This window comes from Vibrio barjaei, from assembly GCF_001639065.2.
Classification (GTDB): Bacteria; Pseudomonadota; Gammaproteobacteria; order Enterobacterales; family Vibrionaceae; genus Vibrio; species Vibrio barjaei.
Genome location: NZ_LQXO02000003.1, coordinates 76887 through 101433 on the forward strand (window position 1 = coordinate 76887; position 24547 = coordinate 101433).

A 24547-nucleotide genomic window follows, 5' to 3' on the forward strand; every position below is an offset into this window, starting at 1 on the left:
AAGGTGTAATTAATTTGTTGATAAACAAAAGGATAACGTCAGTGGAATGGGGACAAAAAAAACAATATGAATGTTATCGTTACCTTAAAACAGGAATGAAACTCAGTCTTTCTGTTACAGGTGAAGAACCGCTCAAAGGGCTACCTGCATCTTTAATCGGCTTTAAATTTGATGACTATCTGGTTGTGGATGCGCAAGAATTGGAGCAAGAGACGATTTGTGCCTTGAGAGAAAAAGAGGTGATTGTCAGGGGATTGACGGATACGGGGTACGGACATGTAGTGGCGTTTACTTGCCAGTACATTGCCGATTCTAGTGTACCGAGTAAACAGATTTATCTTTCACCTCCCAACAACTTCGTCTCTAAGCCCATTAGAGAGCATTCGCGTTATAAGCTTGCAATTCCTTGCTCTCTTTCGCTTGGTAACGCGCAAACCGAAGCAACGATGGTGGATTTCTCGTTGTCTGGTTGTGGTCTTTTTATTGCTTCAGAACATGATTTTTGCAAAGGGCTAGAAGTAAAAATAGATTGTGAGTTGAATCGATTTTTACCCGCAGGAATTACCTTCGAAATTGCGAGTATTAAAAAGCATGGGGTGGGTTCGTTAATCGGAATTCAATTCAACCAGCAAGTGTTGATGTCAAATAACCTAAAAATGACACTTGCCGAATGGTCTCTTCAAGCCAGTCATTAGGGCGAGTAGGCACTTACTTTTCACCTTAGTCGCGAACAAGGCTTTCTCTTCGCTTATTTCAAGGTGTAAACTGTGCTATATAAAGAGCAGATTTTTTCGATGGAACGTGCCAGTTTATGCGTATCTTTACCCTAGTGTTGTTAGTTGTTTTTTCTTGGTTGCAATATACTCTCTGGTTTGGAAAAAACGGTATCGTCGACTTCAATCAAGTTGAATCAGAAATCCAAGTGCAACAGCAAGTGAATCAAAACCTACAGACACGTAATAATGAGATGTTTGCGGAGATTGATGATCTTCGACAAGGGCTTGATGCCATTGAAGAAAGAGCACGACATGAACTAGGAATGATTCAAGACGGAGAGACGTTCTATCGCATCATAGGTGAGGACAACCAATGATCCCTGAACACCATCCTATCATTGCTATTGTGCCAGCTGCTGGCGTGGGCAGTCGTATGCAAGCTGACGTCCCTAAGCAATACCTTAAGATTAATGATAAAACCATCTTAGAGCATACGGTTGATAAGTTGCTGTCACACCCAAGTGTCGAAAGCGTTATTGTCGCTGTTAGTGAAGATGACCCTTATTATTCTGGACTGTCATTTTTATCGGAAAAGCCAGTAGTGCGTGTTGCTGGTGGTAAGGAGCGTGCCGACTCGGTACTCGCTGCCATCGACTATGTTAAGCAGCGTATCCCTAAGGCTTGGTGTTTGGTTCATGATGCCGCTCGCCCTTGTATCACCTTGGCAGACATCAGCAAACTGATTTATGAAGTGTCCGTGCACCCGGTTGGGGGCATTTTAGCTTCGCCCGTGAAAGACACCATGAAGCGAGCCGATGACGTTAATGGTATTGACCATACTGTAGAGCGAGCGGGTCTGTGGCATGCGCTGACGCCGCAAATGTTCAAAGTAGAGCTGCTTCATAGCGCACTGACTAATGCGTTAGAAGAAGGGGTTTCGATTACCGATGAAGCATCAGCTGTTGAGTGGACTGGGCTTTCTCCATTGCTCGTCGAAGGGCGTGGAGACAACATCAAAATTACTAGGCCAGAAGATTTAGCTCTGGCTGAATTTTATTTAACGAAAGAGGAAGTACAACAATGAGAATAGGCCATGGCTTTGACGTTCATAAGTTTGGTGGCGAAGGGCCTGTAATCATTGGCGGTGTTGCTATTCCTTACGAGCAAGGATTGATTGCGCACTCTGATGGTGATGTTGCACTTCACGCTTTATGTGATGCTTTGCTTGGGGCTATCGCCGCAGGAGATATTGGCCGTCATTTCCCAGATACTGATGCCGAGTGGGAAGGAGCGGACAGCCGTGCTCTACTTCGTGATGTGTACAGCAAAGTGAAAGCTAAGGGCTACGAGCTGGTTAATGCGGATATTACCATCATGGCGCAAGCACCTAAAATGGCCCCTCACATTGACAGCATGTGCCAAGTCATTGCCCAAGACTTAGATACCGATATTGGTAACGTCAATGTGAAGGCAACGACAACTGAAAGATTAGGCTTTACAGGACGTAAAGAAGGAATTGCCACTGAAGCAGTGGTATTGATTAGCAAAATTACGTCTTAATAGGCAGCGACGATGACTGATGTTTTACAACACTTAGCCTACCTATACGGTAAGCCAACCACGACAGCCAAATTTAAAGCGACCAATGAAGATTTTGTGGTTCGCGAAGTACTTGGCTATGAGTTCACAGGAGAAGGCGAGCATTTGATGCTACGTATTCGCAAAAATGGTGAGAATACCAGCTTTGTTGCCAACGAACTGGCGAGGTTTTGCGGGGTCAAGTCCAAAGATATAGGTTGGGCAGGTCTTAAAGACAGACATGCCGTGACAGAACAGTGGTTGAGTGTGCATCTGCCGAAAAAGAATGTTCCTGACTTTGCCGACTTTCATAAGCAATATCCTAGTATTGAGATAGTAGCAACTGACTGGCATAACAAGAAGTTAAGACCTGGTGATCTAGCGGGTAACGAGTTTGATATTCGTCTTACGGATGTTTCTGATATAACGGAATTGAGCGCGAGATTACAGCAAGTCGAAGCGGGCGGTGTTCCTAATTATTTTGGTCAGCAACGATTTGGTAGAGATGGCGGAAACGTCACCGAAGCAAGACGTTGGGGACGTGAAAACGTGCGAACTCGTAACCAGAATAAGCGCAGCCTATATTTGTCGGCGGCTCGCTCTTGGATTTTCAACGAGATTGTCTCTAAGCGTATTGAAGCTCAGTGTTTCGACAGTGCAATCGCGGGTGATATTCTGGAAGGTAACGGTGTGATTACTGCTGCACTTGCTGGTGATAACACACTACCGACAGAGCAAGATGCTTTAATACTTGAGCAAAGCGTGACAGAGCAAGAGCCTGATCTCATGTTGTTGATTCGTGGTAATCGTATGCGACACGATCGCCGAGCGATCTTGCTGAAGCCTGAATCATTAAAAAGCCAACTTGAAGACGATGCCGTGACGCTTTCTTTCTTCTTAGACTCAGGTAGCTTTGCAACATCAATCTTACGAGAGCTGGCTCAAATAGAAGAAGTGGAACGACAATTCTAAACACATGGATATGAGTAAAAAACTTAGCATTTTAATCAGCAATGATGATGGGGTGCATGCCGAAGGCATTAGAGCACTAGCGAAAGAACTTAGTGATATTGCGCAAGTAACCATTGTCGCACCAGATCGAAATCGATCTGGTGCTTCCAACTCATTGACGCTAGAACAGCCTCTGCGCGTTAATCAAATTGAACCTAGCGTCTACTCTGTGCAAGGCACACCGACGGATTGTGTGCATTTTGCACTCAATGAGTTGATGAAAGATGACCTGCCTGATCTTGTGCTGTCTGGCATCAATCATGGCGCAAACCTTGGGGACGATGTTCTGTATTCCGGAACGGTTGCTGCTGCTATGGAAGGGCATTTTCTTGGGGTTCAATCCATTGCATTTAGCTTGGTAGGCAAACAAAACTTTACAGCTGCAGCGATTATCGCTCGTCAGTTTGTGGAGCGACATCTTAAGCAAAGAGTCCCAACCAATCGTTTATTGAATATCAATATTCCAGATTTTCCATTAGCGCAATTGGGTCAGGTTGAGGTGACTCGATTAGGCGCGCGCCATCATGCTGAGAGTATGATTAAACAGAAGGACCCACGTGGTCACGATATCTATTGGCTAGGTCCTCCGGGGAAAGAGCAAGATGCAGGTATAGGAACGGATTTCTATGCAATAGAGCATGGCCATATTTCCATTACTCCACTTCAGGTAGATTTGACCGCGCATGAATCAATTGGTGCAATGGAACGTTGGATAGCAGGGAGAGATTAAGGTAATGAATCCGCAAGCGGAACGACTCGTTGAGTTTATCAAAGGGCACGGCATTACCAATGGTGCAGTATTGGAGGCGATTCAATCTGTGCCCAGAGAACAGTTCGTGTCTCAAGCGATGATACATCAAGCGTACGATAACAATGCGTTGCCTATTGGCGCTGGTCAAACGATATCTCAGCCTTATATTGTCGCCAAAATGACTGAGCTTTTAGATCTATCAAGAAAAACTAAAGTACTCGAGATAGGGACGGGTTCTGGCTACCAAACTGCAGTTTTAGCTCAATTAGTTGAGCACGTCTTCTCGGTAGAAAGAATCAAATCTCTTCAATGGGATGCTAAACGTCGCCTTAAGAGACTCGATATTTACAATGTATCGACTAAACATGGTGATGGTTGGCAAGGGTGGAAAGCAAAAGGTCCTTTTGATGCGATTATTGTGACAGCGGCAGCGGCGACAGTCCCTGACGCGTTACTGTCTCAGCTCACAGAAGGTGGGCGACTTGTAATTCCTGTTGGTGATGATGAACAACAACTATTAAAAATTACTCGAAAAGGTGATAGTTTTAATACCGAAGTTATTGAATTAGTAAGGTTTGTTCCTTTGATTGCAGGTGAATTAGCGTAAATGCAAAGCCGTTTGAAGGCCGTGGGTTCCGTAATTATGTTGTCCAGTGCACTTGTTGGGTGTGCTGGGCGCTCGCCTGCACCTGTCTCAGATTTGGGAGGCAGATACGATAATGTCTCTCGAGGTAGCTATCGCGGTAGTTATTACGAAGTGCAAAAGGGTGACACCCTCTATTTCATCGCCTACAAAACGGATAAAGACGTTAAGGAATTGATTCGACTTAATAATCTTCGTTCTCCTTACACCATACACCCTGGTCAGCGCCTTAATTTGTGGCGACCTGTTTATACTCCTCCTGCGTACGCTGGTTCTGGTGCTGGGGAAGTGGTTGCGGCTTCTACAGCAACGGCTGCCGCGAGTTCTACCACCGCTAAAGCTAAGTCTTCTAGCTCGCAATCCTCCAAAGCGAAGACGGGTAGTTCATCAACGCAAAATAGTCAAAAAACAGCCACTAAGAAGGTTGATCAATCAAAAACAAAGGAGTATGGTGATTCTAAAGGTAAACAAAATGTTAATAACACAAAACCCAATACGGCAAAACAGAGCACTGCTCAAACTAAGCCGAAGCCACCACCTAGCTCTAGCGGCAAAGTAACGAGCTGGCAATGGCCAACCAAGGGGCGTGTAATAAAGAACTTTTCTGCAGGGGACCAAGGGAATAAAGGTATAGACATTGCAGGTCAAAGAGGCCAAGCAATTGTCGCCACTGCAAAAGGAACCGTAGTTTATTCGGGTAATGCACTCAGAGGTTATGGAAATTTGGTTATTGTTAAGCATAACGATAGCTACCTCAGTGCCTACGCACATAACGATCGGTTATTGGTATCAGAAGGGCAAAGTGTAAAAGCCGGACAAAAAATCGCAACAATGGGAAGCTCCGGAACCAATAGTGTAAGACTGCACTTTGAAATTCGTTACCAAGGTAAATCGGTAAATCCTAAGCGTTACTTACCGTAATTACCGTATACGTATTTACAATACGAAAGCTACTTGCAATTTGATTGACGTTATCAGAGAAGGTTAGCGACATAGTTTGTAGTCATGTTTTGCTAACTCGCCAGGGGGAGGCGCTATGAGTATCAGCAATGCAGTAACCAAAAATGAAAACTTCGACGTTGAAACGGAATCAACGGAGGTTGTCGAAAACGCACTTACCAACGATGAATCCATTTCTGACGATAAAGATATGTATGACGCATCGGCGAAAAGCCTGGATGCGACTCAGCTTTACTTAGGTGAAATTGGATTCTCTCCATTACTTACCGCGGAAGAAGAGGTCCTGTATGCACGGCGTGCCCTAAAGGGTGATGAAGCTGCTCGCAAACGTATGATCGAAAGTAACCTACGTCTGGTGGTGAAGATCTCTCGACGTTACAGCAATCGTGGACTGGCGCTGCTTGATCTTATTGAGGAAGGAAACCTTGGTTTGATTCGAGCAGTAGAAAAGTTTGACCCTGAAAGAGGCTTCCGTTTTTCTACTTACGCCACATGGTGGATTCGACAAACGATTGAACGTGCGTTAATGAACCAGACTCGCACCATTCGTCTTCCGATTCATGTAGTGAAAGAACTCAACATCTATTTGCGTACTGCTCGTGAGTTATCACAGAAGCTAGACCATGAGCCAACAGCAGAAGAGATTGCACAGAAGCTTGATAAGCCAGTCAGTGATGTGTCCAAGATGCTGCGTCTAAATGAACGTATTAGCTCGGTAGATACACCGATTGGTGGTGATGGTGAAAAAGCACTACTGGATATTATTCCTGACTCAACGCATTCAGACCCTGAAGTATCGACTCAAGATGATGATATCAAGTCCTCGCTGATTCACTGGCTTGATGAGTTAAACCCTAAGCAGAAAGAAGTATTAGCTCGACGTTTTGGTCTGCTAGGTTATGAGCCGTCAACGCTGGAAGAGGTAGGACGTGAGATTAACCTTACTCGTGAACGCGTGAGACAGATTCAAGTAGAGGGCCTACGTCGACTTCGAGATATCCTGATCAAACAAGGGTTGAATATGGAGTCACTGTTCAACTTCGATGACGATTAAACTCTTCGTCTCATGAACAAAAAAAATACCGCCTAATCAGGCGGTATTTTTGTCTGTGCGTAATAACTGCTCTTGTCTTATGCCCAGCCGTTTGGACTCTTCTTACGACGAGGAATGATGTGTGGAAGAATCAAGCCAAACAACAGACCAGCTCCAGCAACACCACCGCCATACATAAAGTAGCGCAGCAGTAGATCTTCTTTCTGTGTATCCAGTTTTGCGCGTAGCTCACGGATTTCTGTTTGTGATGAGGTTAGCTGCGAGCTGATATCTGAGTAGTTTTGTTCAAGTTCAGCAATTTGCTTGTTACGTGCCTCTAGAGAGCTCACTAGACCATCTTTTTCGCTGTTCGCTGTTTCTCGGGCGTTAGCCAGCAGTGATTTAGCTTCAGTCAGTTCTTTCTCAAGGCGCGGAAGACGCACTGCCATACTCTCTTGAGTGGTCACGTACTTGGTTTCAACCCAGCCTTTACGGCCACGGCTATCTTGAACTTGAGAGTAACCATTCTCTCTGTTAGTAGAGAGTAGTCGAACTTTGTCACCAGCATTGATGCTGCCAATGATTCGATATTGGCTACTAGGGCCAGAATGCAGGTAAGTAAATAGCTTGTCAGCAATATAGCGATCCTGAGCCAATGCAGCGGGGGCTGCCAGTAATGACACCATGATCATGCAGATCAGTTTTTTCACAGTAAGTCCCTTAAGTGTTTCAATGGGGAATGAACAAGAAAGTATCGTTCGCTTTGGTTGCGGGGACGTACTCTCAATTTGTAAATTTTTAAGAATGGGCAAATAGTATGAAGTTTCTTAACGGGGTGCAACTAAGAAGGGAGGCAAAGCCTCCCTTTATTTGAATTTGAGTCAAATATGACGTGAGCTTCACATCTCTCTGACTTTATTGCACATCGTGCTTATGCACCAAAGATAGCCTGCATTGCGTAGAAGAATACCACAGCTAATAGCGCGCCTGCTGGTAAGGTCACAATCCAAGAGGCAACGATGTTACGTACAACGCCCAAGTTTAGCGCAGCAATACCACGAGCAAAGCCAACACCCAGAACCGCACCTACAAGTGTTTGTGTGGTCGAAATAGGCAGACCTGTACCTGAAGCTAAAACAACCGTGCATGCTGTTGCTAGCTGTGCAGCAAAGCCACGGCTTGGTGTTAGTTCGGTAATACCAGTACCAACAGTTGCCATTACTTTGTGGCCCATTGTTGCAAGACCAACAACGATACCAATACCACCAAGAGGAAGAATCCACCAGGCAATAGAGCTTTTCGTAGTGATTTCGCCCATGTGCTCAACGGTAGACACTACCGCAGATAGTGGCCCAATCGCGTTAGCTACGTCGTTTGAACCGTGTGCAAATGCCATTGCACAAGCCGTGATAACCATTAGAACACTGAAGATACCTTCAACGCCGCTAAAGCCATGGTCTTCTTCACGATTAGCAAATTTACGTTGGATATAGATGTAACCACCGACCATCACGAGTGCTGAAACGCCTGCTGCCCAGAACCACGCTTCCATACCCTCTAGGTGTAGACCTACGTGCTTAAGACCTTTTTTAATCGTTACCAGTGCAATAACCATGGTGGTAATGAACATGTAGACTGGCACAAAGCGTTTTGCGTTAAATAATGGTTTTTCAGTATCAAATATCAGTCGTTGTGCACTGATAAATATTACGTAAGCAAAAAAGCCAGAAATAACAGGGGTAATAACCCAGCTACCTACGATGCCTTTCACTGAGCCCCAGTCTACCGCTTCTGTACCGACTGACACACATGCGAAACCAATGATGGCACCGATGATTGAGTGTGTCGTTGATACTGGCCAGCCCATGTAAGAAGCTAGAAGCAGCCATGTGCCAGCGGCAAGTAGAGAGGACATCATACCGTAGACAAGAATGTCAGGCTGATGGGCGAACAGTGACGTTTCAATGACACCTTTGCGAATCGTGTCAGTCACTTCACCGCCGGCAAGGTATGCGCCAGCAAATTCAAAGATCATCGCGATGATGATCGCTTGCTTAACTGTTAGAGCTTTAGAGCCAACAGAAGTACCCATTGCATTGGCAACATCATTTGCACCAATACCGATTGCCATAAGGAAACCGAATACTGCTGCAACAATAATTAGGATAGTGCCGTAGTTTGCAAGAATATCCATTGTAATACCTAGTTTTGTTTCATAACAAGCGGAGCAATTCTTTAGGCGCAGGGCAAACTCTTAAGCATTGTCTGTGCTCAACGCCTAATTCATCCTTGCTCTTTGTTACTTAGTTAACGTTCGATTAAGACCTAGACAGCATGACTTCAAGACGAGCGCCTACACGCTGTGCTTGATCTGCAATACCGCCGACCCATTCAAAAATCTTGTAGAGGAACATGACATCAATTGGATTCATGTCGTGCTCAATCGCCATCAATTGCTGACGAAGTTGGATCTGCATTGCATCAGTATCATCTTCGATGATATCTAGCTGATGAATCATTTCTGCTACAAGCGTAACTTCGCGGCCTTTAAAACCTGTCTCTAGCAGTTCATCAAGCTCGTTAATTACTTTTTGAGCTTGGTTTGCTGCATCAAGACAACGCTTCACATAAGCGATGAAGTTTTCTTGCAGTGGAGCTGGAATGACGAGTTGTCGACCATATACACGACCGGCAATGTCTTTTGACAGGTTCGCTAACTTATCTTGCTGTGTGAGTAGCTCAAGCATGTCGCTACGATCCACAGGCATGAATAAACCGCGTGGTAGTTTTAGGCGTATTTCACGCTTAAGTACGTCCGCCTCTTTCTCTAGGTGAGAAATCTGCGCACGGATCTCTGCTGCTTTCTCCCAATCACCTTGAGAACTAGTCTCAAAGAAGTTGATAAGATGAGAACAACATTCTGTTACGCACACAACGTGGCGCTGCAAAGGCTTAATAGGGGACTTTGCAAATAACCCCATAATTGTATTTACTGGCATGGTCATTCAACCTAATTAATATAACCTGAAATAAACATACACCAATTCATGGTGAAATGTTGAGCGATGGCTATAAAGGCGCGCATGGTAACCCATTAAAAGTCTGATTTAAACTGTTTTAGATCATCATTTGGGTGATATTTGTCACTTGCTGAACGCATCGATTGCTCATATCCTGTTGTGAGTGTCCCCGAAAGGTAAAACTATGGAAACCGAGATAGAACTGAAGTTTTTTGTTTCTCCTGAATTTTCAGAAACTTTACGTAACAAAATTTCTGAAACAAAAGTACTTCAGCACAGTTGTCGTGAGTTAGGAAACACTTACTTCGATACTCCTGATAACTGGTTACGCCAACATGATATTGGCTTAAGAATTCGCCGTTTTGATGATGTTTTTGTTCAAACTGTAAAAACATCTGGGCGCGTGGTTGCTGGCTTGCATCAACGTCCAGAATTTAATGCAGAACACACTTCCAACTCTCCATTGCTCACACTTCATCCAGTAGATATCTATCCTCAGGGAAAAGATATCGACGTATTGCAAGCAGAACTGACTCCTATTTTTGCGACAGACTTTACGCGCGAACAGTGGTTGATAGGTATGGCTGATGGTAGCCAAGTGGAAGTGGCCTTCGATCAGGGAGTGGTCTCTTCGGGTGATAAAACTTATCCCATTTGCGAAGTTGAACTAGAGTTAAAATCAGGTCAGACCGATGCACTATTCACATTGGCTCGCTCATTTAGTGAAGACGGTGGAATTCGTTTAGGTAACTTAAGCAAAGCGGCGAGAGGTTATCGCTTGGCGATGGATTACGAAGGTGACCCAGTCAAGACAATGGATTTAGTCGACACCGTAGAAAGCGATAGTGTAGAAACCTGCTTTATCCAGTCCCTCGAACATGCTCTGGCTCACTGGCATTATCATGAGCAAATTTACGTTGAGCATGAGTCCATAGAAGCGCTGCATGAAATTAGTCATGCACTAAGCTTTATTCGCCAGATTCTTACTGTTTACGGCGGCATTGTTCCTCGCCGTGCCAGTGCAATTGTACGACAGGAATTGAAGTGGTTAGAAGAGGAGCTAAGCTGGCTCAAGAGTTATGACCACTTCGAAACGTTACTTGAAGATAAAGGGCATGTTTTAAGAAAGCTGGATGCAAGAAAGTATTTGGTTGCTGAGCTGAAAGAGATGGAGCAAGAGCTACCTGATCGTGAAGACATGTTGAAATTGATTCACTCGGCACGCTATGCAGGTTTATTACTAGACTTAAGTCGTTGGATTTTATCGCGAGGCTGGCAGCCGTTTCTTGATGATAAGGCTCGCGATAAAATGGCGCAAAATATTAAGCCGTTTTCCATCAAACAGCTTGCGCGCACTTGGGCTGAGTTGATTGAGGCTTTCCCACCAGAGAAACTGCTCACTCGACAGGATTACATTGACCAACAATACCGATTGATGAGGAATCTCTATACCGGTGTTGGCTTTGCTAGCCTTTATAATGCGGATGAACGTAATAGTTTCCGGCTTCCTTGGGCAGATTTACTTCAGGGAATCGATGACTTATTGATGTTGGAGCCTTTGGAGCGCTTAGTCACAAAATTAGAAGGCGAAGAGCAACAGCAACTAGAGCGTTGGTTGAAGCGCCAAGAGAGTTCCATATTACATGCAATGGAGCAAACGCGACAAATCAGTATTGAAGCCCAGCCTTACTGGCAAGATTAGTGGCTAATTAACTGCTACAAAAAAGAGGCGTGGTGCCTCTTTTTTGTTATTTATTGGAGTCCAGTGAGTCCATTTTCTTTTCGATTTTCTCTAGCTTGTGTAAGATGATTTCTTGTTGGTTTAACACCTTTTGTAGCATTACTTCCTTATGTTTAGAACGCCTTTCATCCATTGAACTTGGCGAAGAAAGCAGCGAGGTAATCAAACCTGATGTCATACCAAACAAACCAACACCACAGATGATAATCACTCCAGCTAACGCTTTCCCCAAACCCGTAACAGGGTAATGATCACCATAACCCACCGTTGAAACGGTAACGAAAGCCCACCAAACGGCATCGCCGATATGCTGAATATTGGCTTCGGGATCATCTCCTTCTGCCCAAAGCATCAACCCTGCGCCTGCGGTGATCAGCAAGATCAGTAGTAATAAAATAGAAGCAATGGTGGTTTCGTGCTTATTCCGAGCCAGTTGCCTTAATAGGGCCTCACCAGAACGAATAACCAAGATAACTCGAAAGATATGAAACACTCTGGCAAAACGTAGTGGTTCGATCATAGGCACACTAGCGACAAAATCGATCCAATGGGTTTTCATAAATTGCAGACGATCTGTGGAGCGGATCAGATCTATGAAAAGCTGCAGCAGAAATAAACTACAGATTATAAAGTCTAGGCCGATAAGGACGGTACGCTCATCGCTATTGATAGGCGCAAACAACAAGGCTGAGATCACAAATAGCGCCATAAACGACAGAAAAAGTGACAATAAACTCAGAGGCTTAGTTTCAGTTTTGGTATCATTTGCTTTCATACGAGGCTCGAAATAAATAACTTGGGCTCATGCGTGCCATTTCCTTTAGCGAAGGTAACGTACAAGTAAATGACGTTGGCATCAAAGTTAGGTAAAGACACCCTAACTATATAATAAATAATGGAGAACGGATAATGACCACACTGGCATTTAAACCTTGGGAGCGTGTAATAACGGACGTGCGCTTAGTTCCTAAGATGTTGATGTTGATGATATTTAGTACGGTTCTGTTGGTTAGCAAGCAATTATGGGATGCCAGTACATTTTATGATTCATTGCTTGCTGCGACGCAAAGTGCAGAGGTCGCGCAACAGCATTATGAAGCCTACTTAGTTCAAGTGGTATGGCAAACTGCATTGATGATTGTGCTCTTTGTCGCGCTCTTGTTATTCGCCGCTAAAACGATGTTAAAACAAACCACATATCTTAGCGATGCTATCAAACGCATGGCGGACAAAGACCTGACTGTACCGGTCAACATGGATTGTAAAGATGAGTACGGTGACGTTGCTAGAGAGCTAGAACGCACTCGTGTTCAGCTGCAAGATATCATCAAGACTCAAGTGGTTACTTCTCAAGAGCTTGCGACACTCACGGAAGTGATGACGTTAAGCATGTCTGAGACCAAAGAGTCTTCTCAAGAAGAGTTTAACGAAATCGACCAGCTTGCCACGGCAATGAGTGAGATGAGTTCTACGGTTCAGACTGTTGCGGATCACGCGCAGAACGCGTCTCAGTTAACAGAACAAGCTTCAGGACAGGCATCGACAGGTCAACGTTTTGTTCAAGGCACGGTGACTAAAATGAGTGAGTTGTCGGATGATATCGCGGCCTCTGCACAAGCGGTAAACCAAGTTGAAGAACGTGTTGAGTCAATTGGCAGTGTTGTGGGCACCATTCAAGGTATTTCAGAGCAGACTAACCTTCTAGCGCTTAATGCAGCTATTGAGGCTGCTCGTGCAGGTGAGGCGGGTCGAGGCTTTGCTGTTGTAGCGGATGAAGTGCGCAATCTTGCTCAACGCACACAGCAGGCGACGGTAGAAATCCAAGAGATGATTTCTCAACTGCAATCTAGCGCCAATTCAGCAGTTGAGTTGATGGAAAAGAGCGTGGTTGAAGCGGCTGACGGTGTAGAACTCGTCACCAATGCCGGTGTAGAGCTTGATGGCATTGTGAATCAAGTCAATCAGATTAACGATATGAACTTCCAAATTGCCACAGCAGCGGGTCAGCAAAGTAGTGTGGCGGAAGAGATGAATCAAAACCTGACCAATGTTAGAGAGTTGGTTGAAGCATCGGTTGTGGTGGTTACTGAGCTGCTGGAAACGTCGGAAATGATGCAAAGTAACGCAACGGAACTTGATGGTAAGATTCAATCGTTTAGAGTTTAATGCGCAAATAATAGAAAAGGGGTCACTGATAATAGTGACCCCTTTTTGTATCCAACGAATGTGTGCTCTGTAGCAACAAAAACTACAGTGCTAGCTCTCTTCTGCTGATTCGGTTTCCGCTTGTTGCTGCTGTAATTCTAAGACTTGGTTGTCAATTAGACGCGCTTTTCCTAAGAAAGCCGACATCAAAATAACCGCGTGCGTTGAATCATTGCTAATCGGTTGCAAGCTGTGTGCGTCACGAATGAAAATTTCGTCCGGCTGAAGACCAGCTGCACGCAATTGATCACTTGCGTCTTCAACTATGGAAGCGTAATCATCACGACCACCGCGAATTGCACTGTTAATCCAACGCATGGTTTTTGCTAACACAGGTGCACGCTGACGTTCATCCATAGTCAGATAACCATTGCGTGAGCTCATTGCCAAGCCATCCATTTCACGCACTGTTGGGACACCGACAATCTCGATGTTCATAGCAAGATCGCTCACCATTTGACGGATAAGCGCCAATTGCTGGTAATCTTTTTCACCAAAGCAAGCTACGTCTGGCTGAACGATATTGAACAGCTTGGTGACGATGGTTGATACGCCTCTGAAGTGCCCGGGACGTGAAACACCTTCAAGTATGTGAGAAATGCCAGGAACCTCAACAAAGCTCTGTTTGTCCAAGCCTTGTGGGTACATAACTTCTGGTGTTGGCGTGAATAATAAGTCGACACCTTCAGCCGTCAGCTTCGCCATATCTTCGTCAAGCGTGCGTGGATAGTTGTTTAAGTCATCCGCACGGTCAAATTGCATCGGATTAACAAAAATACTCGCGACGACGACATCAGCATGTTCGCGTGCTTTGCGCATTAAAGTAAGGTGGCCTTCGTGCAAATTACCCATAGTAGGAACAAAGGCAATTCGACGCTGCTCACGCTTAAGTAGGGCAATTTGCTCTCTAAGTTCAACAATATCAGCTAAAGTTTGCATGATTCCCCCTAGGCAATCGTATGAGCGTCATCAGGGAAAGCGCCGCTTTCCACATCCGCGATGTACTTCGCGACAGCACTGCGCATATCACCAGTTTCTGCGAGGAAATTTTTCGAGAACTTAGGCATGTAGTTCGCCGAAATACCAAACATGTCATGCATCACTAAGATTTGTCCATCAGTAGTGTTACCTGCACCGATACCAATAACAGGAACATCGAGAGCTTCTGTGATACGTCTTGCGAGCTCTTGAGGAACGCACTCCAATAGAACGATTTGAGCGCCAGCTTCTTGAAGAGCCAGTGCATCACGTACCATTTTGTCTGCATTCTTCTGCTCGCGACCTTGAACTTTATAACCACCAAAAATATTGACGCTTTGTGGCGTTAAACCTAGGTGAGCACAAACTGGAACAGCACGTTCAGTCAGCATTCTTACGGTATCAACGAGCCAATCACTGCCTTCAATCTTAACCATGTTAGCGCCAGCACGCATCAGCTTTGCTGCATTCTCACAAGCTTGCTCTGGAGTGGCATAGCTCATAAAAGGCATGTCTGCCATAAGAAGACAGTTTGGGCTGCCAGCACGTACACTACGAGTATGATAAACAACGTCTTCTACTGTTACAGGAAGTGTGTCGTTACGGCCTTGAAGCACCATACCTAGTGAGTCACCCACTAATAGAACTGGCATTTCTTGGCTTTCGAATAAACCTGCAAAGCTCGCATCATACGCGGTTGACGTTGCAAATTTACGACCTTCTTGTTTCCATTTAACAAGATCATTGATGGTGATTTTTTTCATTTTTAATCCTTACTTAGGGGTTGGCTACGATTGCCAAACTCTGAGCCCATTACGTGACACATTGTCCACTAGTGTTTTGAGCTCAGTCCCGTCAGGGAGTTGTAAATTTGGTGCGATTTCCAGGAGCGGATAGAGAACAAACTCTCTCTCTTTCATTCCATAATGAGGAACGGTTAGGCGCTCGGAATCGATCACCTCATTGCCATAAAGAATAATATCGAGATCAAGAGTTCTTGGGCCCCATCTCTCATCTTTACGGACACGCCCTTGTTCCAGCTCGATCGCTTGCGTGCAATCGAGGAGCTCAAGTGGCGTTAATTCGGTAGAAATTTGCGCGACAGCATTAACGTAATCAGGCTGATTTTGTGGACCCATTGGCGTGCTGCTATAAAGCGAGGAGCAACGCGTGAGCTTACTCTTTGGTAAGTGCTTTAGTGCTTCGATCGCATCGTTAGCTTGAGCTACGGGGTCTGAAAGATTGCTGCCAATCGCTATAAAACAAGTAATCATTACTCAGCGCTCTTAGATTTCTTCGGCGTTCTTCTGCGACGAGAACCAGAACGAGAGCTCGAGCCACCAAGGTCATTGACCATGGCTTGACGCATATTACGGCCTGCTGATTGGAACGTCGCCCACCATTTTGCCAGAGCAGCTACTTCACCGCCTTCAATTTCGCCACGCATTTCGAGGAAATCAAAGCCCGCTCGGAACTTGTTAAGCTCCATCAGTCGGTAAGCTCGCTTGCCTGAACGGCGAGGCAGTCGCAATTGCAGTTGCCATATCTCGCGAATCGTTGCGGTATGACGGCGCGGGATCGCTGTCGATTTGACTTGTTCATCGAGGATGCTATTGCTGGCTTCCATGATGGCGTCATACTCAGACATGCCTTTTGACATCAGCTGAGTGGCGTATTCCATCATTGGGTACCAAAGCATGGCGGCAAACATAAACGCAGGGTTTACGCGTTTACCTTCTTCGATGCGCTCATCGGTAGCATCCAACACCAAGTCTAAGACTTGTTCGGTGCGAGAAGAATACTCTTCCGTAAAGTGCGGCGCTATGATTGGGAACAATTGTTGGAATAAATTGTATTCTCTTAATAGGTGATAGGTTTCTAGTCCATACCCAGACTGTAATAGCTTTAATGACTCTTCATATAAGCGAGCAGATGGGATATCACGCAATAGTGGTGCAAGTTCTTCAATCGGCGCTGCTGTGTCTTCTTCAATGTCAAAATCTAATTTGGCAGCAAAGCGTATAGCGCGCAGCATACGCACAGGATCTTCACGGTAGCGAACTTCAGGTTCACCGATAAGCCGAATTAAACGGTCTTCTAGATCTTCCATTCCACCTGCATAGTCGTGAATGGAGTAGTCGCCGATGTTGTAATACATCGCATTGATTGAGAAATCACGACGTTCTGCATCTTCATCAATAGAACCATAGACATTGTCGCGCAGTAGCATGCCTTCTTTGCTCTGTTGAGAGACGTTTTTCTCTTGTTCTTGATGGTGTCCACGGAAGGTAGCGACTTCAATAATATCGCGACCAAACATTATGTGTGCAAGGCGAAAACGTCGACCAATGAGACGACAATTCCTAAATAGTTTTTTGATCTGCTCTGGCGTTGCGTTAGTGGCTATATCAAAATCTTTAGGTTGTTCTCCAAGCAGCAGATCGCGCACGCCGCCGCCAACGAGATACGCGTCATATCCTGCACCATTAAGGCGATATAAGACTTTTAACGCATTTTCGCTGATCTGCTTGCGCGAGATGTTGTGTTCGTCTCGGCTATAAGCCTGCAATGAAAGCTCGTGATAGACCGGTTGAACTTTTTGAGAATTTTCTTTTTTATTCATAATATTAACGCAATTTAGGTTCGCGAAATGACGCGGTTTTGGCGTACATTTCGTGCCTGACGCATGAAATTTGCCGCTTATGATAGCTTAGAGAGCCCCGTTTGAGAATGGCGGTTTGATTTTGAGCTTATTTGGCAGTTGTAAAAGCTGCCAGTTTTCCACGCCCCACTGGATGATAGTCTCTATGTTTTCTGTTTCAATATGGCTATCAATGTTGAAACCAAGAAAACGCATTGCATTGAGTAATGTGGGTCTTGGATTATCTAAATCAATAGCGGTGGCATGATTTTGTTTGGATAACTTATTGCCATTATCATCTATTGCCAGCGGAAGGTGCAGGTAGCTCACTGGTTCCACCTCTAATGTCTTATATAAGCTGATTTGACGACCTGTCGGCTCAATAAGGTCAGCACCACGAACGACTTCAGTGATGTTCTGATAAATATCATCGAGCACCACTGCAAGGTTGTAGGCAAACAATCCGTCACGACGTTTAATAATAAAGTCTTCTTCAGCTAAAGCTTTAGGGATATTCAGTTGGCCATATCGTTGGTCGACAAAGGATTCAACCGGGTGGTGCATTTTGAGGCGGACTGCGCACTGATTGCTTGCACTCAGTGCTTTATCACGACACGTACCCTGGTAGTAGCCACCCAGTGCTTTTATTTGCTTTCTGGTGCACTCACACAAATAAGCTTGCCCTTGATGAAGCCAATGGTCGATTTGCGCCTGATAAGCGTCCAACCGAGAGCTTTGGTAAAGAACACCTCCATCCCAATGCAATTGATAGGCTTCCAGTGTTTTTAAGATAAGCGAAGCTGCCCCAGCCACTTCACGTGGAGGATCAATGTCTTCTATTCGAACCAACCACTGACCTGAATGGCTTTTGGCTTGGAAATAACTTCCCAGAGCGGCAACTAAGGAACCAAAATGGAGTGGACCTGAGGGGGAGGGGGCAAATCGACCTATGTACATAGTATTTGTTTCGTATGAAGTAGTGGATCAAAAAAGGGAGCGTTTGCTCCCTTTTCTTATCGCTTATTAACCTTGCATTTGTCTTTCTTTGATTTCTGCAAGAGTCTTACAGTCGATACATAAATCGGCAGTAGGACGAGCTTCTAAACGACGGATACCAATTTCGATACCACAAGATTCACAGAAGCCAAACTCGTCTTCTTCAATCTTGTTTAGTGTCTTCTCAATCTTTTTGATTAAGCGACGTTCGCGGTCACGGTTGCGAAGTTCGAGACTAAACTCTTCTTCTTGTGAAGCGCGGTCAACGGGATCAGGAAAGTTAGCTGCTTCGTCTTGCATGTGGTGCACAGTTCGATCAACTTCTTCCCTAAGTTGGTTGCGCCAAGCGCTCAAAATTTTTGTAAAGTGATCCATCTGAGCTTGTGACATGTATTCTTCACCAGCTTTCTCTTGATATGGTTCAACACCTGCAATGGCTAGGATGCCTAGCGCTTTTTTCTTAGTTTCTGGCATGCAGCATCTCCTACTTACACCTAGTCAACTGTGCGTACAGTTAATTTTAAGGCGGGTATCTATAGCAAAAAGAAATGCCGGTGGCAAATGAAGTTTGTTAAAGTTCTTATCAATGTGAAGTGAAATCACTTTTAGCTGAAATCGACCTTCGATAAGAGCGTAATTTCATTATCAAAAAACGCTGCCTTGTAACAAATTACCTCTACCCCTGCTTCCTCTGCTTGCTTGAGTAATTGTGAATATTTCGCATCTATATGGTGTGCCGCCGACACTTTTTCAATCCCTGAATGCAAAACAGCGAAAAATAATACAGCTCGATGGCCGGTTTGAACCATTTCTGTGAGCTCTCGCAAATGCTTTTGTCCTCTTGTGGTTTGTGCATCTGGAAAGTAGCCCTGACCTATGGTGCTTGCATCATCAAGCAGTGTGACACTTTTTACTTCAATGTAGCAATCTGCGCGATCACTATCTTGTAATAAAATGTCGATTCTGCTGTTTTCTTGACCATACTTCACCTCGGTTCTTAAAGATTGATAGCCATTAAGCTCCTCAACAATGCCATTTTCTATTGCTTCAACAACTAAAGTATTAGCCCTAACCGTATTAACGCAAATTTTATGGCCTGAGACGGTTTCTGTTAGCTCCCAGCTATTAGGGTATTTTCGCTTTGCATTGTCAGAGGTGGAGTACCAAACGGTAGAACCAGGTTCGGCACAACCAGTCATCGCGCCGGTGTTTGCGCAGTGGATGGTTATCTGTTCCTTGTTGCTTAAATGGATATCAGCAAGAAAGCGTTTGTATCGTTTTATTAGCTTTCCTTGCTTTAAAGGAGGATCAAAGTGCATTTCGAGGTCATTTTTTATTAGAATGAGTAGCCACATTACAACATAAGGTCAAAGCGTTGTCACAGCTCCCTATAGAACAAGTGTTGCCTTCGATATTTGAAGCGATTTCCTCATCGAATCAGATCATACTCAAGGCGGCGACTGGCGCCGGTAAGTCGACGTACTTTCCTGAAAAGCTTGTTGAAAGTGGATTGATTGAAGGCAAAATTATCATGCTCGAACCGCGGCGCATTGCGGCGAGGAATATTGCCATGTACGTAGCGTCGCAGCGTAATGAAACGGTTGGTCAAACTGTAGGCTACCGAGTACGTGGCGAGAGCAAGGTAAGCAAGGATACAAAGTTAGAAGTTGTGACAGAAGGTATCTTAACTCGTATGCTGCAAGACGACCCTGAGTTGACGGGCGTTGGAGCAATTATCTTTGATGAGTTTCATGAGCGAAGCCTGCATGCCGATACCGCACTAGCTTTTACCCTTGAGAGTCAAGAGGCGCTGCGAGATGACTTGAAGCTGATTGTGATGTCTGCAACGCTGGAAGCCAATGACCTTCAACGTGTATTACCGACGGCAACCTTTATAGAATCCAGTGGACGCTCTTTCCCTGTAGAAACCCATTATGCGCCAATGAACCGTAATGATAATCTGCCAATGTTTATGGTAAAGCAAATAGAGAACCTGATGTTACGTGAGTCAGGTTCTTTGCTGGCTTTTTTACCTGGCGTTGGCGCCATCAAAAGAGTTGAAGAGCTTTTGCTTCAAGCTGGTATCGAAGCAGAAGTCTGTCCTTTATATGGGCAGTTGGATTTTAAAGTGCAGCAAAAGGCTATCCAGCCAGCTAAACTCGGGACACGAAAAGTCGTTCTTGCGACCAATATCGCTGAAACTTCGCTTACCATTGAAGGCATTCGTCTCGTCGTGGATTCGGGATTAGAAAACCAATCTTGGTTTGATTTAAAGACTGGTGTTTCGAGACTTGAGCAAACCCGCATTGCACAGTCCTCCGCGATTCAAAGGGCAGGGCGTGCAGGTCGAATGGAGCCTGGACTTTGTATACGTTTATATAGTGAAACTCAGTTCAACTCACAGCCTGAGCAAAGTACGCCAGAAATTTTGCGAAGTGACTTATCAGCCTTGCAATTAGAGCTGATCAAGTGGGGCTGCTCTGATGCAATGGAGCTGGCTTGGATAGACCCTCCCAAGTCCACGCATTTACAGCAAGCCCAGTCGCTTCTCAGCAAGCTGCAGCTTATCGATGAGATGGGCAAGCACACCGCGCTTGGACATCAAGCTCATGAGTTGGGTGTTGAGCCTCGCCTTGCTAGCATGTTGCTACAGGCTAAGCAGTTAGGGTCTGAGACGCTCAATGTGGCGATAGCCATATGCTGCCTGATTGAAGAGCCTGAACGCAATGAGCTGGATCTTACCCGTTCATTAATGCGCTGGCAGCAAGGCATTCACTCTCGCCGTGGTTCTCTTTCCCAAAGAGCTTCTGTATTGGCGCAACGTCTATCGCATCGCTTTGCATTAGAGGAGATGAATGAATCTTTACTCGGATTTGTCGCAGTGCTCGCATTCCCAGATAGAATAGCGGCAAGTCGCAGTGCTGCATCGGGACACTATTTGTTAGCAAATGGACATGGAGCAAGTGTCGATAATCAGCAACCATTAGTGAAGTCACCTTATCTGGCCGTTGTTGATTTAATGAAAACCGGTCAGGGAAGTAGTCAGATTTTTAAGGCGTTGCCGCTGGATATTGAGCTGCTTTCGACAACAGCACCGCAATTAATTGATGAGCTCTCTGTGGTGGATTGGGATGATCAGAAAGGTCGCTTAGTTGCCAGTGAACAACGAAAAATTGGCGCGATTGTTTTGCATTGCAAAGAGATCCCCGTTCCAGAAAAAGCGGATGTTGAAGCGGCACTGCTTGGCTATGTTAAGCGTAAAGGCTTTGCTGCGTTAGACTGGAACTCTGACGCACAAGCGCTTTGTACGCGCGTCATATGCGCTTCGGACTGGCTCCCAGATGAAGCTTGGCCGGATATGTCTGAGCATGTATTGCTCGACGAGCTTGATACGTGGTTATTACCATTCATGACTGGCATTAAAAATGCTAAACAACTTAAGAAGTTGGATGTAATGGCCGCATTACAAGCCCGTTTAGGTTGGGATAAACAACAACGGCTCAATGAGTGGCTCCCGACACACTTGGTAGTTGCCTCTGGTGGGAGAAAGAAAATACATTACCAAGTTGGTGAAGCTCCGACGTTGTCGGTGAAGCTGCAAGAAATGTTTGGCGAAAAGTCATCACCTACTATTGCGTTAGGAAAACAAGCCATTGTGTTAGAACTGTTATCTCCAGCTCAACGTCCGTTGCAGATAACCAGAGACTTAGCGGCATTTTGGCAAGGTGCCTACAAAGAAGTACAGAAAGAGATGAAGGGGCGTTACCCGAAACATCCTTGGCCTGATGACCCAATGAATCATCAGGCAACGAGTAAAACTAAAAGACAATTGAATTCATGACAGTAACGAAAAAGTTGGCACCTAGTGGTAAAAAGCCAGCACCAAGAAAGACCACCACAAAATCGGCTCCTAAATCAAAAGCGAAAAGCAGTAAACCTAAGCGTAAGCCAAGTCGGAAAAAAGCGAAACAAGGGTGGGGAAAGCGTCTGCTCTCAATCGGTTGGAAACTGGCTCTGGTTGGCGTGGTCGCCCTTGGCGCGGTGTTTTACTATCTCGATCAAGTGGTCAAAGAGCGTTTTGAAGGCAATTTATTCGAGTTGCCAACAGTGGTTTATGCTCGTGTGCTCAATCTGTCTGTCGGCGACAACATTACGATAGCTCAGCTACGTAATGAACTGGATGTATTGAACTATCGTAAGGTATCTCAACCGCGCCACCCAGGTGAGTACTCCTCGTCTTCCACCAAGATAGAACTGATTCGCCGTCCCTTCGAATTTGCCGACGGTCCAGAACCCGATCGTCATGTGATGTTGTATTTTAGCGATGGGTCATTGTCTCGAATTCAGTCGTTGGAAAAGAAGGGGGATCTTGGCTTTCTAAGAATTGAACCTAAGATGCTTGGGATGCTCGAAAAAAAAGCCGATGAACAACGTTTGTTTTTGAGGCGTGATCAATTTCCAGAAATTATGATCGACGCGTTACTAGCAACGGAAGATCGTGATTTTTATCAACATGATGGTATCTCCCCTACTGCCATAGCACGTGCGTTTTTCGCGAATATTCGCGCCGGCCGCACGGTACAAGGGGGCAGTACGTTAACGCAACAGTTGGCTAAAAACCTGTTCCTAACCAGTGATAGAACCTTATGGCGTAAAGTAAGAGAAGTGTTTATCGCACTCATTCTTGACTATCGTTACAGCAAAGACCAAATCTTGGAAGCGTATTTGAATGAAGTTTACCTTGGTCAAAGCCGTGGTGAGGCTATTCATGGCTTTGGGCTAGCGTCTCGTTTGTATTTTGGTCAGCCATTGCAAGAGTTGAGAATTGACCAGCTTGCATTATTGGTAGGTATGGTAAAAGGGCCATCTTACTACAATCCCATTCGTCATCCAGAGCGAGCTAAGCAGCGCAGAGACTTAGTGCTGCGTTTAATGATGGATCAGAACATGCTGACCGGACGCGAGTTTGAAATGGCAGCCTCTCGTGATCTCGACTTGCAGAACAATCCCCAAATTGCGAGCCGCCAACCAGCGTATTTTCAGCAGCTTAACCGAGAGCTGAATAGCAAGCTTGGCGATAAGCTACGTGGTGGCAAAGGTATTCGAATCTACACGTCTTTGGATCCTGTTTCACAGGACAAGTTAGAAAAGGCCATTGCCAAGCGTGTACCTCAGTTAGAAAAAACGTCCGGTAAAGGGCTTGAAGCCGCAGCCGTTGCGGTGGACAGAAATACCGGCGAGATCCGTGCTATGGTGGGCGGTAAGCGTACAGGCTACAGTGGCTTCAATCGAGCGTTGAATGCGAGTAGGCCAATCGGCTCGTTAGTCAAGCCTGCGGTCTATCTTACTGCGTTGGAACAGCCTCAGAACTATGATTTGGCATCGACACTTGAAGACTCACCGCTCACGCTAAAAGGCAGTCAAGGCAACGTTTGGCAGCCAAGAAACTACGACCGTAAGTTCAGAGGTGATGTGCCTCTCTATCAAGCGCTTGCTAAATCCCTTAACGTGCCGACGGTACGTCTAGGAATGTCTCTCGGTATCAAGCCGGTTTCCGAGACATTAGTGCGCTTAGGTGTGGATGCGAATGAGATCAGGCCTGTTCCATCTATGTTCCTTGGTTCTCTGTCGTTGACGCCATATCAAGTGGCACAGATGTTTCAAACCATCGCTAACTCTGGACGACAAGCTGAGCTCTCGGCTTTACGTTCAGTCGTTACCGTGGACGGAGAGGTGCTCTATCGATCTCTACCCAAAGCGCAGCAGAAGGTCCCTCAGCAAGCAGCATGGCTTACCACCTTTGCTATGAAAAAAGGGGTAGCTGAAGGGACGGGACGTTATCTGAATAGTCAGTTTGCGTGGGCTGCACTGGCCGGAAAAACTGGTACCAGTAATGACACTCGTGATAGTTGGTTTGTTGGTGTCGATGGACGAGAAGTGACGACGATTTGGGTTGGGCGTGATGATAATAAGTCGACTAAGCTAACAGGCTCAAGCGGTGCATTACGAGTGTATTCAGACTATTTGAAAGCTCGAATTCCAGAGAAGCTGACATTGCCTTGGCCTAAAAACATCAGCATGATTGGCTTCTCTAAACAGCGTAGCGGTGCACTGGAACTAGATTGCGGAAGCCAATTGGAATTACCAGTCTGGGATGAAGGTGGAAAACTGAAAGCGTCCTGTGACAACCAACCCAAACAGTGGATAAAAAACCTGTTTGACTGGTGATTTCAACTACGTTTAATTATGAAGAGAATTTGCTAATTACCTGATA

Annotated in this window: 24 protein-coding genes; 13 read left to right on the forward strand and 11 right to left on the reverse strand. The window is 45.3% G+C overall.

Annotated elements, in window-relative coordinates; all coding sequences use genetic code 11:
• The first annotated feature begins 41 nt into the window (after window positions 1–41).
• From AWH66_RS00395 to rpoS, 9 genes are all read left to right on the forward strand, one after another.
• Window positions 42–695, forward strand: a complete 654-nt coding sequence (locus tag AWH66_RS00395; RefSeq protein WP_063606619.1) for a PilZ domain-containing protein — start codon at window positions 42–44, stop codon at window positions 693–695.
• 116 nt (window positions 696–811) lie between these two features.
• A complete protein-coding gene (gene ftsB, locus AWH66_RS00400) occupies window positions 812–1093 on the forward strand; it encodes a cell division protein FtsB (protein ID WP_006072631.1) in 282 nt (93 codons plus the stop codon).
• Window positions 1090–1800 (forward strand): 2-C-methyl-D-erythritol 4-phosphate cytidylyltransferase, encoded by a 711-nt coding sequence (ispD, locus tag AWH66_RS00405; RefSeq protein ID WP_063606618.1) that lies wholly within the window; start codon window positions 1090–1092, stop codon window positions 1798–1800. Before ftsB ends, ispD begins: the two co-directional genes overlap by 4 nt.
• A complete protein-coding gene (gene ispF, locus AWH66_RS00410) occupies window positions 1797–2276 on the forward strand; it encodes a 2-C-methyl-D-erythritol 2,4-cyclodiphosphate synthase (protein ID WP_006072635.1) in 480 nt (159 codons plus the stop codon). Before ispD ends, ispF begins: the two co-directional genes overlap by 4 nt.
• Window positions 2277–2288: 12 nt before the next feature.
• Window positions 2289–3266, forward strand: a complete 978-nt coding sequence (truD, locus tag AWH66_RS00415) for a tRNA pseudouridine(13) synthase TruD (protein WP_063606617.1) — start codon at window positions 2289–2291, stop codon at window positions 3264–3266.
• A gap of 4 nt (window positions 3267–3270) precedes the next feature.
• Window positions 3271–4035: a 5'/3'-nucleotidase SurE gene (gene surE, locus AWH66_RS00420; protein ID WP_063606616.1), complete on the forward strand. Its 765-nt coding sequence runs from the start codon at window positions 3271–3273 to the stop codon at window positions 4033–4035.
• Window positions 4036–4039: 4 nt separating this feature from the next.
• On the forward strand, window positions 4040–4663 hold the full coding sequence (locus tag AWH66_RS00425; RefSeq protein ID WP_063606615.1) for a protein-L-isoaspartate(D-aspartate) O-methyltransferase: 624 nt from the start codon (window positions 4040–4042) through the stop codon (window positions 4661–4663).
• On the forward strand, window positions 4664–5620 hold the full coding sequence (gene nlpD / locus AWH66_RS00430) for a murein hydrolase activator NlpD (protein ID WP_063606614.1): 957 nt from the start codon (window positions 4664–4666) through the stop codon (window positions 5618–5620).
• A 115-nt stretch (window positions 5621–5735) separates the two neighbouring features.
• Entirely contained in the window at window positions 5736–6713 is a 978-nt protein-coding gene (gene rpoS / locus AWH66_RS00435; RefSeq protein WP_063606613.1) for an RNA polymerase sigma factor RpoS, read from the forward strand.
• A 77-nt stretch (window positions 6714–6790) separates the two neighbouring features.
• Here rpoS and AWH66_RS00440 read toward each other — a convergent pair whose 3' ends face one another.
• The 3 genes from AWH66_RS00440 to AWH66_RS00450 form a co-directional block, all read right to left on the reverse strand.
• Window positions 6791–7402 carry a TIGR04211 family SH3 domain-containing protein gene (locus AWH66_RS00440; protein ID WP_063606612.1) on the reverse strand — a complete coding sequence of 204 codons (612 nt, stop codon included), beginning with the start codon at window positions 7400–7402 and terminating at the stop codon, window positions 6791–6793.
• Window positions 7403–7623: 221 nt separating this feature from the next.
• Complete coding sequence (locus tag AWH66_RS00445; RefSeq protein WP_063606611.1) at window positions 7624–8886, reverse strand: inorganic phosphate transporter; 1263 nt, start codon at window positions 8884–8886, stop codon at window positions 7624–7626.
• Window positions 8887–9010: 124 nt separating this feature from the next.
• Window positions 9011–9691 (reverse strand): TIGR00153 family protein, encoded by a 681-nt coding sequence (locus tag AWH66_RS00450; protein WP_063606610.1) that lies wholly within the window; start codon window positions 9689–9691, stop codon window positions 9011–9013.
• 205 nt (window positions 9692–9896) lie between these two features.
• Between AWH66_RS00450 and AWH66_RS00455 the strand changes: the two genes are divergently transcribed.
• Window positions 9897–11414, forward strand: coding sequence for a CYTH and CHAD domain-containing protein (locus AWH66_RS00455; RefSeq protein WP_063606609.1), 1518 nt, complete (start codon window positions 9897–9899; stop codon window positions 11412–11414).
• A gap of 46 nt (window positions 11415–11460) precedes the next feature.
• Here the strand turns inward: AWH66_RS00455 and AWH66_RS00460 are convergent, their stop codons facing one another.
• Window positions 11461–12228, reverse strand: coding sequence for a potassium channel family protein (locus tag AWH66_RS00460; protein ID WP_038224029.1), 768 nt, complete (start codon window positions 12226–12228; stop codon window positions 11461–11463).
• Window positions 12229–12362: 134 nt separating this feature from the next.
• On the opposite strand from AWH66_RS00460, the gene AWH66_RS00465 reads away from it, so the two are divergent.
• Entirely contained in the window at window positions 12363–13619 is a 1257-nt protein-coding gene (locus AWH66_RS00465; RefSeq protein WP_063606608.1) for a methyl-accepting chemotaxis protein, read from the forward strand.
• Between the two features lie 90 nt (window positions 13620–13709).
• Here the strand turns inward: AWH66_RS00465 and panC are convergent, their stop codons facing one another.
• From panC to sfsA, 7 genes are all read right to left on the reverse strand, one after another.
• Entirely contained in the window at window positions 13710–14597 is an 888-nt protein-coding gene (gene panC, locus AWH66_RS00470; protein WP_063606607.1) for a pantoate--beta-alanine ligase, read from the reverse strand.
• Between the two features lie 8 nt (window positions 14598–14605).
• The gene (panB, locus tag AWH66_RS00475) at window positions 14606–15400 is read right to left on the reverse strand and encodes a 3-methyl-2-oxobutanoate hydroxymethyltransferase (RefSeq protein ID WP_063606606.1); all 795 of its coding nucleotides are present in this window, start codon (window positions 15398–15400) and stop codon (window positions 14606–14608) included.
• 24 nt (window positions 15401–15424) lie between these two features.
• Window positions 15425–15910 carry a 2-amino-4-hydroxy-6-hydroxymethyldihydropteridine diphosphokinase gene (folK, locus tag AWH66_RS00480; protein WP_063606605.1) on the reverse strand — a complete coding sequence of 162 codons (486 nt, stop codon included), beginning with the start codon at window positions 15908–15910 and terminating at the stop codon, window positions 15425–15427.
• Window positions 15910–17259 (reverse strand): polynucleotide adenylyltransferase PcnB, encoded by a 1350-nt coding sequence (gene pcnB, locus AWH66_RS00485; RefSeq protein WP_063606604.1) that lies wholly within the window; start codon window positions 17257–17259, stop codon window positions 15910–15912. Before pcnB ends, folK begins: the two co-directional genes overlap by 1 nt.
• An 87-nt stretch (window positions 17260–17346) precedes the next feature.
• On the reverse strand, window positions 17347–18234 hold the full coding sequence (gene gluQRS / locus AWH66_RS00490; RefSeq protein WP_063606603.1) for a tRNA glutamyl-Q(34) synthetase GluQRS: 888 nt from the start codon (window positions 18232–18234) through the stop codon (window positions 17347–17349).
• A 66-nt stretch (window positions 18235–18300) separates the two neighbouring features.
• Complete coding sequence (gene dksA / locus AWH66_RS00495) at window positions 18301–18747, reverse strand: RNA polymerase-binding protein DksA (RefSeq protein ID WP_006072667.1); 447 nt, start codon at window positions 18745–18747, stop codon at window positions 18301–18303.
• A 131-nt stretch (window positions 18748–18878) separates the two neighbouring features.
• Entirely contained in the window at window positions 18879–19592 is a 714-nt protein-coding gene (gene sfsA, locus AWH66_RS00500) for a DNA/RNA nuclease SfsA (protein WP_063606663.1), read from the reverse strand.
• A gap of 56 nt (window positions 19593–19648) precedes the next feature.
• On the opposite strand from sfsA, the gene hrpB reads away from it, so the two are divergent.
• Window positions 19649–22114, forward strand: coding sequence for an ATP-dependent helicase HrpB (hrpB, locus tag AWH66_RS00505; protein WP_063606602.1), 2466 nt, complete (start codon window positions 19649–19651; stop codon window positions 22112–22114).
• Window positions 22111–24501 carry a penicillin-binding protein 1B gene (gene mrcB / locus AWH66_RS00510; protein WP_063606601.1) on the forward strand — a complete coding sequence of 797 codons (2391 nt, stop codon included), beginning with the start codon at window positions 22111–22113 and terminating at the stop codon, window positions 24499–24501. Before hrpB ends, mrcB begins: the two co-directional genes overlap by 4 nt.
• Window positions 24502–24547 lie beyond the last annotated feature (46 nt).